Raw genomic sequence first — 12,601 nt, 5'->3', positions numbered from 1 at the left:
GGCCTTGGGCTGCCCCGTCGATGATCCTACTGTTGCACTGTGCCAGAGCCTCGGAGCGCAGCGGTCGAACTCGTCATGGTGGATCCGCGGACAGGGACGTGCGGCGAGGTCCGGATCGGGACTGTCCGGTTGTGCGACTGGCAGGTGCGTCCGGTGCGCCCGACTGGCCAACCGCGTGACGGATACCTGATCAGGGCGGATTACGACGTCGACATCCACACGCGGAGCCGAACACCGGCCTGGTTGGAGATCGGCTTCGCGCTCGGGGACGCCTCGATCGTCGACCTGTTGCCGAAGACAGTGCTGGCCCCGCAACCGGCAACGTCCACTGTGCTCAACGACGCGCTGTGTTTCGTTCCGTGCGACGGCCCCGGCGGTCCGGACGACGCCCGCATGCCCGCGATGACGCCGCTGGTGGACGTGTTCGGGCTGGGCGGGTCCGAGATCCGCTGGCGGCACACCGGAGAAGTGCGACCGGGTGCCCATACCGCCTGGATGATGGCGCTCGTACCCGCCGGGCAGGACAAGCTCACGGTCACCATCACCGCGAGGTACGACATCCCAGGTGTGGCAGCGCTGCGGCTCCAGCCGGTGGCGCGGCCACAACGACTCGATCTCGACCTGACCGCCTGTCGCGGTACGCCCGATGTGAAGCCGGTCGTTCACCTCGTTCAGCGCACGGAACTCTTGGTATCCCGCTCGCCTCGGGTCCTGGTGACGTACGCCGACGACAACCCTGGCCACACCCAAGCGGTGTTGCGGTTCGGGGAGTTCCTCGGCGAGTGCGGAATGGACACACACATCGACCGCTGGGATCATGACGACCGGCAGGACCGGACCATGTGGGCACTCGACAACATCACCAAGGCGGACTTCGTCCTCGTCGTCGCCTCCCCGGAGTGCAAAGCAGCCGGTGACGGCCACGGCGACCACGACGTACGGCAGGAGCTGGCCATCCTGCGGGACAGGCTGACAGACGACCGCGTGACGTGGTTGCGGAGAATACTGCCGGTGGTCCTGCCGAACGGCTCCGCGGACGACTTCCCCTTGTTCCTGAATTCGAAGTACACCGGGCACTATCCGGTCGACTCCTGCACACCGCGCGGTGCCGATGCCTTGCTACGCGCGCTGACCAAACGGGATCGCTACGAGCGCCCGTCTGTGACGAGCCGAATGATCGCAGTGGAGGGAACGAACCATGTCAAGCTCACGTGATCCTGTTGTCGCCGCCGCCGGTCGAGCTGTCGCGGAGAAACTCAGATCCGGCAAGTGGACCGACGACCTCGACGACTTCATCCACCTGTTCGCCGATCTTCCCTCCGTCGAGGGGCTGCTGCGCGCGGACGCCCAGCTGATCGCCGCGGCAGGCGACCGTGATCGCGCGGAGCACGACGTGGCCCAGATGTGGGAACTGCGAATGACCGGTGCTCTCAGCCGCAAACCGGAGCTGACGACCACGGTGGCGAAGCTGGCTGCCACCCACAGCCAGCACAACACTCCAGGTGAGGGTGGTGCTGTCTTCGCCAACCAGTGATGAGGTGGTGGCCTCTGTCTGCCCCGCAAAGGCCACCACCGACTACCTGGATGCTTCGCGGAACTCCGCCAGCAGCCTGGCCGCCAACTCCTCGACGACCTCGGCCGAGTCGTCGACGAGCAAGCTCGCCGAGACCGATTCCGCAGCGGGCAACCGGATGTGTTCCTGCCTCAGTCGCGAAGGGAACACCGCCGATGTCCTCGGCATCCGCGCGACGGAACCTTCGGCGACCGCGGCGGCGGCCCGGATACCGACCGCGGGCGCGACCCGGGCAGGCAGTGACCCTTCGACCCGCACAAGTGTCTGCAGCAGCAGACCGATCCGCTGTACGAGGTCATGGCGGTCCAGTATCGAACCCACCATGTCACGGGGCAACGCTGACCACGCCGTACGGCATCCGGTGCGCGTCACAGCCAGACCGGCCGCGTCCCCGTTGGGCCGGGAGACGGCCTTCGCCCACGCCGAGTCGGCGGACGAATCACACGACAGTCCCTCGGCGTTCGTGAACAGTCCTTCCCGCCTGCCCAATGCGGCCAACGCGTCGGGCATCGACTGGAGACGACGCGTCTGCAACGGGTCCACCTCGCCGACCGGAACCAGATGCAGTTCGAGCACACCTGACGTGCCCGGCTCGTCGTGCCAGTCCACTTTCAGCGGTGCGGTCAGTCGCGACCACGGCGTTTCGTTCAGTTGATCTCGCGGAACGTTCGGCGGGTTGGTCACGTGCAGATCACCATCCTGCACCGCGAAGACGACCGCCTCACCCTGTGCACCGTCGACTTGGACCAACCCGGTACCGGTCGACTTCGACGCGAACTCCGGCACCGGGTTCTGGCCCAGGGTGGGCACGGTGCCGATGGGTGGCAGGGCGTTCGCCGGTTGCGCGGTCAGCACGCGGATCAGCGAGTCCGCACCGGCCAGGGTGAGCTCCTTCACCTTGAAGTGGTCGGCGGTCAACGGCTGGAGGAACAGCGGGATCTCGTCGGGACTGTGCCCCGGCAGCAGCACCGGGAGTATCCGTTGGATCCACTGTGGCCTGTCGTACTGCATCACCTCCCTGAGCGCGGCGACCTCGGCCTGCGCACCCCGGTTCTCCATCGACTCGACCTCACCGTCGCCCACCCGCCGGTACTGCTTCGACACCACGACGAGGATGAAGTCGGCGAGCATGATCTGCCGTTGACCCCATTCGTACCAGTCCCTGCGTTTGTAGCTGTCCCACGCGTCCAGTTGGACATCGAGGCCGTGACTCCGCAGGAACGCGGCCAGTGCGAGCACCTGGTTCTTGTGTTCCTCGGAATCGTGGGTGTAGGTGACGAACACGCGGGTCGGCTGAGACATGGCTCTCGCTGGTCCTTAATGGTCGTGGTAAGCCCATCCGCGGAGGACTTCCGGCTTCAGTACACGGAACACAGCGCGACTCGTGGCGATGACTTCTTCCTCGCGCCACACGCGCAATGCGTTGGCGACGGACACTCGCGACGCCCCCACCGCGTCCGCCAGTTCGGTTTGCGTCAGCCGGATCGCGTAGCCAGGGCCGCCGTTGATCGGTTCGCCCTGTGCGGCCGCGTCCAGCAACCATCGTGCTGTGCGCGTGGGCACATCGTACACGCTCAACTCCAGCCGCCGCTTGGTCGACTCGCGCAGCCGCCCGGTCAGCATGACCAAGAGCTCGAAGACGACATCGGGCGCGGTCCGCAGCAGTTCGGTGAACTCCTTGCCGGTGAGGGAGATCGCGTCCACGTCGGTGAGCGCCGTGACAGTCGCGGACCGGCTCCTGCCGTCGATCGCGGCGGATTCCCCCAGCAGGTCACCCGGCCCGCGGATAGCCATGATCACGTGCCTGCCGCAGGGCGTGGCGGAGCTTATCTTCACCCGGCCGCGCTTGATCAGCAGAACACCACACGCCGGCTCCGCTTCACGGATGAGATCGTCACCGCGCGCCCACCGGCGGTGCGTTCCCGCGATGCTGAGTCGCCGCTGCCCGGCGGGACTCAGTTGCGGCCATCCTGCGCCCGAGCTGTTGAACTTGTTCCCGGCCACGGAAAACGACTCCTGTTCATTTCCGACATCAAGGGGGGTGGTCACCAGAACGGGTGACAGCGGTGGAGTATGTCCGGCTGCGACGGCCGACCGGTATCGATACCGGCGGGTACTGCGCCACGAGGTCACTCCCCGCCGTCGAGTGGTAGATCGAAATTCGGCTCGCATGATAAGCGGCAACGAACTTCCCTGTACCACAACGAATGTCGTACCAACCTGCTACGACAGGCATGGGTTTCCCCAGGCCAGTTCGGACAGTCTTGTCGCCGTCGGCACCGCCGAGCTCCTGGCGGCACCCCGGTGCATCTCCAGGCGCAGCGTCCGCGCGCCCGCGATGTCCAGGTCGACGGCCACCGGTTTGCCCAGCGCGGCCTTCCGCTGCCATCGCACGTGGGCGTCGACGCTGATCACGAAGTGCCCGACCTGGAACGGCTCGCTCGCGTCGTCGAGGACTCCGGCAACCGACGTCATCCGCCGGTAGGCCCGGTCGAGGTCCACCTCGACGAAAACCCGTGGTTCCCCTGTGGACGGCCGGTGCCGGGAGACGACGCTGTTGTCGTACCGCACACCGTTGATCTTCGCGCTGCCCGGCCGGAGACCCGGACTGCTGGTCAGCCAGCGCATCCCCGCGAGCAGCGTCGTCACCGGGCGCTCGTCGGCACCGGCATCGCCTGGCCACTGCCCGAGCTCGGGCAACGGATACTGCCCCTGCCCTGTGATCGCCGCCAGCAGGTCCGAGATCCCCCCGACGGTGAACTCGTCGACGCGGAAGCTGGTCGCGGAGTGGGGGTTGAGGAAGGCGGGGATCTCCCGCACCGATCGCCCCGGCAGGACCACCGGCAGGATGCGCTCGGTCCCGTCGCGGAGGTTCTTGGCCAGATTGTCCCGGAGGATCGCCGCTTCGAGCTCCGCCCTCCCGCTCTCGTCCGGTGCCGCCTCCCCTTCGGCCTGGAGCTTGTACTGCGGTGACGCGACGACGAGGACGAACTCCGCTTTGGTCAGGTGGTCGGTGGCCCAGACCGACCAGTCGCGGCGACGGTCGCGGTACCAGATGTCCAGGTGCGCGTCCAAACCCACCTGGGTCCGCAGGAACTCGGCGAACCGCCGTACTTGTGCCGTGTGTTCGGGTGAATCGTTCGCATAGCTGACGAAGACCCGTGGCGCGGCACGGTCGGACATCGACACTCCTTGTGTTGATCGAGTTATGGTCACCTGGATGGGGACCAGCTTTCAAGACGTCCGATCGCCCGGCACCCGGTGACCAACAACTGACTGCCTTTTGACTTGTCGTGGGCCTGTATCACCTCCGCCACGCCGACTTACGATCTGGCGAACCCCGTGACACAGGCATAAGGAGCGATGACACGCGTGTACGAGTACGACGTGTTCATCAGCTATCAACGCAACGGCACCACAGTGCCCGCATGGGTGCGAACGCACTTCTACCCGCGACTCTCCGAGTTGCTGGACGACCAGCTCGATCACCAGGCGAAGATCTTCTTCGACGAGAACGTCCCCACAGGAGCCAACTGGCCCTTGGAACTGCGCAACGCCTTGCAGCGCACCCGGATCCTCGTGCCGGTCTGTTCGCCCAAGTACTTCCTCAACGAGTGGTGCCTGGCCGAGTGGCATTCCATGGTGCGGCGGGAGGAGATCGCCGCCATGGCGACACCGGGCAGGCCACAGGGGTTGATCTACCCGGTGATCTTCTGCGATTCGGAGAACTTCCCGTCCTACGCGCACGAACGTCGCATGCAGGACCTCAAGACGTGGAACCTGCCGTATCCGCAGTTCCAGGACACGATCGAGTACCTGGGCTTTCACCGCGAGGTCGAACGGATCGCGGTTGAGCTGAAAGACCTCATCGACCAGGCGCCCGAATGGCGCCCTGACTGGCCGGTGCACGAGCCACCTCCTGACCCGCCCAGAACACCACGCCTGCCGAGGTTCTGACGTATGCCGGGAACAGTTGTCACCTTCTACTCGTACAAGGGCGGTGTCGGCCGGAGCTTCGCACTGGCCAACATCGCCGTCCTGCTGGCCCGCTGGGGTCACCGCGTGCTCTGCGTCGACTGGGACCTCGAAGCACCCGGTCTGCACGAGTACTTCCGGCCGATGACGGCCACGCCACCCGCGGGCGGAGTGGTGGACCTGGTGAGTGACTTCCTTTCCGGCCTGGCCCGTCCGATCGACCACACAGTCAGGTTGTCGGGCCGCAGCCAACTCGCCTTCCTCGCCGCGGGTAAGGAAGGAACCGACTACACCCGGCAGGTGCAGGAGATCGACTGGCAGGTCCTCTACGAGATGGGGTTCGCCGAGTACCTCGAACGGCTTCGTGAGCGGTGGATCACCGACTACGACTACGTCCTGCTCGACAGCCGGACCGGGATCTCGGACATCGGCAGCATCTGCACCGCTCACCTGCCGGACCGTCTCGTCGTCCTGTTCACGGCGAACAAGCAGAGCATCGCAGGCGCTGTCGACATCGCCAAGCGTGCGAACGTGGCCCGTGACCGGATGCCCTACGACCGCGCGCAGCTCACAGTCCTGCCTGTGCTGTCCAGGTTCGACACCCGCGAGGAGTACGACCGGTCGGAGAAGTGGCGGCACATCTGCGCCAAGGAGACGGAAACGCTGTACCACAACTGGCTCAACCAATCGGTCGAGACCGAGCTGATCTCCCGGCACCTGACCCTCCCCTACGTCTCGTACTGGAGCTTCGGCGAGCAGCTCCCGGTCCACTCCGAGGCCAATCCCGGCGCCGACCAGATCGGGTTCGCGCTGGAGACGGTCGCCGCCGTGGTCGCGCACAACTTCGACCGCACCGATCTGCTGGCGGAGAACCGCGACGCGTACGTGGCCGCTGCCCGATCGGGCAACCACGAGTTCAGCTACGACGTGCGGGTCAGCACTCGGCGATCCACTTTGGATCTCGCCGACCAGTTGATCGCTCGGCTCGGCGAGCTCGGCGTGCGGGCGGACCGGTCGCTCTCCGGCGACCGGTCGCTGCTGGACAAGGCCGAGGACAACGCGAGGCACCTGTGCCTGATCGTCGACGGTGAAGTCAGCCGGTGGCAGAGCGCCGAGGTCGACCTGTTCCTGCACCGGACACTCGGCCAGGACCGGCGGGTCATCCCGGTGCTCACCCCGGACGCGAAGCCCAACGAACTGCCGGGGTACGTCGGCAACCTGCGATATGTGCGGTTCGGTCCGTCGCGAGGGCCTGTCGAGGTGGCGCGCGGCCTGGCGGTCCAACTCGGTGGAGCCGCCCCGTCCGTCGACACCGACGAGGCCGACGTGGCGGAGATCCTGTGGCGAGCCGCTCGCGTGCTGCTGCGCCCGCTGTTGTGGGAACTCGTCGACGAGATCGTGCACGCGCTGCTCTCCGCGATCCGGGCGCAGGAGGCCGAACGCGTGCTGGAACTCGCGGCGGATCTCGCGCTGGCGATCAAGCCGCGGTTCGGCGCGGCCGAGCACGACCAAGGCGTGACGGCGCCCGAGACCGTCCGGGCGGCGATCGAGTCCGCCGTGCGGTCGCTTGCCGCGCCATCGGAAGACGACGACTGGAAGAGGGGTCTTGAGTGAGCGACCGACTGGGACACAAGCAGACCGCAGCGATGCTCGTGCTCATGAGGATGGCACGCGCGGTGTCCAACCCGGAATTGGAGGCCATCGCGAACTTCCGGCTCGACGGCAAAGACCGCATTGGCCTGAACGACCTTCGCCTTGTCGCCAGCCACAAGGAAGGACGGTGTTACGTCCACGAGTTGACCGACCAGGGGTGGGCCTGGTGCGACGACGAGCTGTCCAGGAAGACGCCACCACCGCCTTCTCCGCGCAGCAGCCTCGCTTCCGCGGCGTACGTCGTGTTCGGCGGGTTCAACGAATACCTGCGGCGGGACAACCTGCGCCTCTTCGAGATCTTCACGGCGAACGCCGAACTGACGCCCGACGGGATCGAGGAGCGCATCCGGGACGCTTACAACGGCCTCGCCCGATCTCCCGGTAGCTGGGTGGGGCTCGTCGACCTGCGGCCGAAGCTGGGCGACGCGCCCGCCGACGCCGTCGACGCCGTGCTCAAGGAGCTCAGTCGCACCGGACGGGCGCATCTGGTGCCGGAGTCCAACCGGAAGGTGCTGACCGAGGCCGACCACGACGCAGCGATTCGCATCGGTGGTGAGGAGAACCACCTGATCTCCATCGAGGTGTCATGATCGACGAACTGGCGGCACTGGCGACGCTCCGCCTCGACTGGGCGGACACACCCGACCACGTGTGGCGGGACTCCCCCTACCACGTCGACGGCCTGCACACCGACGTGACGGCGGCCATCGACGTCGGCATCCGCGACGCGGCGGCGAGTGACGGACCCAGCCCCATCGGCCTGGTGATGCAGGGACAGAAGGGAATCGGCAAGACGCACCTACTCGGCCTCGTCCGCAAGCACGTGCACCAGGCCGGTGGGTACTTCTTCCTCGACGACCTCACCGCGGGGGACGCGTTCTGGGAGAACACAGCCGAGGCGCTGCGCCGCGGGCTGTCCCGGCCGGACGAAACCGGTGAACCACAGGTGACCCGGTTCCTGCGGCGGGTGTGCGAGCAGGGTGCCGTCGAGCCGAAGGCGGCCGAGAAGATCATCGCCGGGCGCAAGATGACCGTGGCGGACGTCGAGGCGTTCGTTACGGGTCTGCGCGCACTCGACCGGCAGGTCGCGAAGGAATGCGGTGACACGGCACGGGCCCTCGTGCTGTACGCGAGCGAAGATCCCACGACGAGTTACGTGGGTGACTACTACCTCGGCGGATTCGACGAGTCGAAGCCGGGCGAGCGGATCAAGTGGGGCATCCGCCCGCGTCCCAAGCCCGCGCTCACCCAGGTGCACGACATCACCAGGTTGCTCGCGTTGACCGGCCCCATCGTGGTGGGCGTCGACCAGCTCGACACGTTGATCGCGCGGTCGTCCCTGCACGCCCAGCAGATCCACGACAGCAGCGAAGAGGACCTGCTCGTCGCGCAGATCGCCGACGGACTGATGCGGCTGCGTGAGGTGACGCGCCGGACCGTGACGGTGCTCGCGTGCCTGACCGGTACGTGGGCACGAATCAAGGCCAAGGCAACCGACTCGGTCCCCGACCGGTTCCGGGAGTCGCTGACGCTGGGGCGGATCACCGACGCCAGACTCGGCTACGCACTGGTCGAGAAGCGAGTCGGCGTGGTCTACCAGGCCATCGGGTTCGAGCCGCCGCACCCGACGTGGCCGGTGGCGGCCTCGGCGTTCGAGGGAACGTGGGAGGAGTACACCCCACGCGAACTGCTCAAGCGCATCGGCGCCCACATCGACATGTGCCTGCGCGCGGGCCACATCCGTGAGCTGACCACGTTCGACGACCGGGAGAAGGCGACCGAACCGTCGCCACGCCCGGCACCCGCGCCATCGGCCCAGTCGGACCGGTTCGCCGAGCTGGACAGCGAGTTCGACGAACTGCGGTCGGCTATGGACCCGGCGAAGCTGGTGACCAAGGACAACGAGGACGAGGTGATGCCCGCACTGCTGTCCGCCGCACTGCGCGGGTGGATCACCGAAGTGGGCGACGACAACATGGAATGGGTGCGGGAGACCGGCAACAGCGGCAACAACGAGCTGCACGCGTGGCTCACCCGCACGATCGACGAGGCGTCCGATCTGGAAGAGCACTGGGCGTTCCGGTCGATCACGGCCCCGCACCACCTCTCCGTGCTCAACCGCTTGCGCAAGGCGAGTTCCGCCGCGGGGCTGCGGCAGGGAGCCGACAACCGGCATCTGATCCTCATCCGCAACACGAGGTGGTCCGGCGGCGCGAAGACCCAGGAAGAGCTCAAGGCACTCGAAGCCATCGGCGCGCGACGGCTCGAGCTGGCCGAGCCTGACATCCGCGCGTTCTGGGCTCTGCACAAGATGTTCGCCAAGGGAAGCACCGATCTGCACGAATGGCTGGTCGACCGGCGGCCGGCCAGCCGGTCCCAGCTGTTGTCCGCGGTGCTGCCGGACACCGCCGTGGCACGGCCGGACGAGGAAACGCATCCACCGCCGTCCGACGAGGAGATCGTGCTCGGCGTTGCCGACACCGGAAACCCGGTGCGTGTCGACCTGTCGGCGTTGCGACAGCACGTCGCGGTGTTCGCAGGCTCGGGTTCCGGGAAGACCGTCCTGCTGCGGCGGATCGTGGAGGAGTGCGCGCTGCGGGGAGTGTCCTCGATCGTGCTCGACCCGAACAACGACCTCGCCCGCCTCGGTGACGCCTGGCCCGAGCCGCCAACGGGATGGGGTCCGCACGACGCCCAACTGGCGGAACGCTACCTCGCCGGGACCGATGTCGTGATCTGGACTCCTGGCCGGGCGCACGGCAGGCCGCTGGCCTTCCGGCCGTTGCCCGACTTCGCCGGGGTCCTCGATGACGACGACGAGTTCAACGCCGCTGTGGAAGTCGCGGTGGCCACCCTCGCACCGCAGGCCCGTCTGACGGGGAGCACCGTCAAGGCGAACATCGGGATGGCGGTGCTGCGCCAGGCCGTCATCCACTACGCCCGCACGGGATCACGGAGTCTGCCCGGACTCGTCGAGACCCTTGCCGACCTGCCGGAGGGCGTGACCACTCTCAACGACGGCAGGCGGATCGCCGCCGACCTGGCCGAGGCGTTGAAGGCGGCCATGGTCAACGACCCGCTGTTCGCCGGTGGTGGCGACCCGGTGGGCCCGGACGAACTGCTGACACCGCGAGCGGGCAGACGCGCCAGGGTGTCGGTGATCAGTTTCGTCGGCCTGCCGTCGGAGGAGCAGCGGCGGAACTTCGTCAACCAGCTCCAGATGGAGCTCTTCGCCTGGATCAAGCGCAACCCGGCCGGAGACCGCCCGCTGGGTGGCCTCCTGGTCATGGACGAGGCGCAGACCCTTGCCGCGTCAGGGACTCTGACGGCGAGCGCGCGCAGCACCATCGTGCTCGCCTCCCAGGCCCGCAAGTACGGACTCGGCCTGCTGTTCGCGACCCAGGCGCCGAAGGGACTGCACAACCAGGTCGTGGGCAACGCCATGACCCAGTTCTTCGGACGCCTCAACAGCCCCGCCCAGATCCAGGCCGCCAACCACATGGCACGGGCCAAGGGCAGCGCGGTCGTCGACATCTCGCGGCTGGAACGCGCCCAGTTCTACGTGGCAGGCGAGTCTTTCGGCTTCCGCCGGATCGCCACCCCGTTGTGCCTGACCCACCACCCCGCGAGCCCGCTGCGTCTGGACGAGGTGATCGAGCGGTCCCGTGCCGCGGATGGCTGAGGGCGGCGGGCTTTCCGGTGGCGTGAACGTCCCGGACGGGCAGGTCGGCGCCGGGCGTCGGCCTGCCCGCAGTGGACAACCGCGGGGCAACCTTGGTCATTCTGTTGCCACTGTTGCCAGTTCGCTGTTCTGTAAATTCGTTGACAGACGCCGCCCGCAGCGGCCTGTCAGGTTCTGCGAGATTTCTCCGCCGCGCAGCGCGGCTCTTCGCCTCGGTGTCCCGCATCCGCCGTCGCCGGACGCTGCGATGACGAGACCACTGAGGAAAGGAACAGGTGATGTTGGTGAACGGCTCCGATGTGCTCGACAGCGAGCCTGCTCGCGCGCCGCGGGTCTTTGTCACGTACTCGCACGAGTCCGAGGAACACAAGGACATGGTGCACAGGTTCGCGTCGTTCCTGCAGGAGGAGGTCGGCGTGCACATCACGCTGGACCTGTGGAGCGACAGGGGCCGCATCGACTGGTCGCTGTGGGCCATGAAGGCGTTGAAGACCGCCGACTTCGTGCTGGTGATCGCGTCTCCCGAGTACCGGCGGCGAGCGGACGGCGACGCCGCGCCGGATGAGGGCAGAGGTGCCCAGTTCGAGGCGGCGATGATCCGCAACGAGCTCACGCGCGACCTGGCCGAGTGGACTCGCCGTGTGCTGCCGGTCGTGTTGCCCGGCATGTCCATCGACGACATCCCCACCTTCCTCAACGCCTACTCGACGACCAGGTACGTCGTCTCGGAGTTCACGGTCGAAGGCGCCGAGGCACTGCTGGTGCCCCTCACCGGGCAGTCCCGGTATCCGGTGCCGCCGGTCGGCGTCTTCCGGCCGACGAGCCGAACGGTGCAGCAGCGGGTCGTCGTGACCAAGGCCATTCCCACTGTCGCGGAGGGAGCGGTACTCGCGCCGGGCGCGAACGTCCTCGTCGGCTCCGATCAGTACCTGGTGCACTCGGCTCATTTCGAGGAGGTGCCCGCGAGCGATCCGTCCGTGGTGACGCGTCAGGCCAGCGCGTTGCGGCTCGGCGTGAACGACCACGTGTGGATGCGCCAGCTGGAAGTCCGAGCGCACTCCGAGGTCTCGAAGGCAGCCGTGGAAGCGCTGCGGTCAGAACACAGGCTCGCGGCCGACACCCGAGCGACAGGTGTCCCCCGACCGGTGGCGCTGGTCGAGAACGGCCGCCTGATCACGGCGATCACCACTTGGGGCAACGGTGGATCGGCCGAACCGCTGGCCAAGTACCTGCCGGACACCGTCGGCGGCCCCCTGGATCCCGGCCAGGCTTCGTGGCTGCTGAAGGGAATGGCGTCGCTGTGCCGGTCGCTGGTGCGGCTGCACGACAGTCGTGTCGCACACCGATCTCTGACGCCACAGACGATCCTTGTGGCGGGCAACGGTCTCGTCGTGCTGCGGGACCTGGGGCTGGCCGCCACGGGGTACCAGCCGGGTGAGGCGGAAGGGGACTACCAGGCGCCGGAGCAACGGCGGCGAACGAGCGGGCGCGCCGGGCCGTGGACAGATGTGTACCAGATGGCGGCGGTGACGTACCACCTGCTGGCCGGTCGTGTCCCAGAGAGACAACAACTCAGGCTGCCGTTGAGCAGCGCGGCGCCGACGGCCGCACGTGTCCTGTGCGAGGCGGTGGACGCGGCGTTGGCCGACGATCCCCGGCAACGGCCGCGGATGGCCCACCTGGCCCACGCACTGTCGGTTTCCGACCCGGTTAGCTGA

Annotated in this window: 10 protein-coding genes; 7 read left to right on the top strand and 3 right to left on the bottom strand. The window is 67.4% G+C overall.

Going from position 1 to position 12,601, the window contains the following annotated elements:
- The first annotated feature begins 39 nt into the window (after positions 1–39).
- Together ALI144C_RS48710 and ALI144C_RS48705 are read left to right on the top strand one after the other, a co-directional pair.
- Positions 40–1,215 carry an SEFIR domain-containing protein gene (locus ALI144C_RS48710; protein WP_143231358.1) on the top strand — a complete coding sequence of 392 codons (1,176 nt, stop codon included), beginning with the start codon at positions 40–42 and terminating at the stop codon, positions 1,213–1,215.
- Complete coding sequence (locus ALI144C_RS48705; protein WP_076994100.1) at positions 1,199–1,534, top strand: hypothetical protein; 336 nt, start codon at positions 1,199–1,201, stop codon at positions 1,532–1,534. Before ALI144C_RS48710 ends, ALI144C_RS48705 begins: the two co-directional genes overlap by 17 nt.
- 42 nt (positions 1,535–1,576) lie before the next feature.
- On the opposite strand, the gene ALI144C_RS48700 is transcribed toward ALI144C_RS48705, so the two are convergent.
- The 3 genes from ALI144C_RS48700 to ALI144C_RS48690 all read right to left on the bottom strand — a co-directional run bounded on the left by ALI144C_RS48700 (position 1,577) and on the right by ALI144C_RS48690 (position 4,756).
- The gene (locus ALI144C_RS48700; RefSeq protein WP_083754055.1) at positions 1,577–2,875 is read right to left on the bottom strand and encodes an SEFIR domain-containing protein; all 1,299 of its coding nucleotides are present in this window, start codon (positions 2,873–2,875) and stop codon (positions 1,577–1,579) included.
- 15 nt (positions 2,876–2,890) lie between these two features.
- A complete protein-coding gene (locus ALI144C_RS48695) occupies positions 2,891–3,577 on the bottom strand; it encodes a Crp/Fnr family transcriptional regulator (RefSeq protein WP_168211529.1) in 687 nt (228 codons plus the stop codon).
- A gap of 219 nt (positions 3,578–3,796) precedes the next feature.
- Positions 3,797–4,756, bottom strand: a complete 960-nt coding sequence (locus ALI144C_RS48690) for an SEFIR domain-containing protein (RefSeq protein WP_076994098.1) — start codon at positions 4,754–4,756, stop codon at positions 3,797–3,799.
- Positions 4,757–4,936: 180 nt separating this feature from the next.
- Between ALI144C_RS48690 and ALI144C_RS48685 the strand changes: the two genes are divergently transcribed.
- From ALI144C_RS48685 to ALI144C_RS48665, 5 genes are all read left to right on the top strand, one after another.
- Positions 4,937–5,530, top strand: coding sequence for a TIR domain-containing protein (locus ALI144C_RS48685; protein ID WP_237774671.1), 594 nt, complete (start codon positions 4,937–4,939; stop codon positions 5,528–5,530).
- Positions 5,531–5,533: 3 nt separating this feature from the next.
- Positions 5,534–7,162, top strand: coding sequence for a tyrosine-protein kinase family protein (locus ALI144C_RS48680; protein WP_076994097.1), 1,629 nt, complete (start codon positions 5,534–5,536; stop codon positions 7,160–7,162).
- Entirely contained in the window at positions 7,159–7,791 is a 633-nt protein-coding gene (locus ALI144C_RS48675) for a hypothetical protein (protein ID WP_237774670.1), read from the top strand. The genes ALI144C_RS48680 and ALI144C_RS48675 overlap by 4 nt, the downstream gene beginning before the upstream one ends.
- Entirely contained in the window at positions 7,788–10,883 is a 3,096-nt protein-coding gene (locus tag ALI144C_RS48670) for an ATP-binding protein (protein WP_076994096.1), read from the top strand. The genes ALI144C_RS48675 and ALI144C_RS48670 overlap by 4 nt, the downstream gene beginning before the upstream one ends.
- A 278-nt stretch (positions 10,884–11,161) precedes the next feature.
- Entirely contained in the window at positions 11,162–12,601 is a 1,440-nt protein-coding gene (locus ALI144C_RS48665; protein ID WP_076994095.1) for an SEFIR domain-containing protein, read from the top strand.

This window comes from Actinosynnema sp. ALI-1.44 (genome assembly GCF_001984155.1).
In the GTDB taxonomy this organism is placed as follows: domain Bacteria; phylum Actinomycetota; class Actinomycetes; order Mycobacteriales; family Pseudonocardiaceae; genus Kibdelosporangium.
Note: the sequence above shows the minus strand (reverse complement) of the source record. Positions and strands in the feature narration are given on the sequence as shown.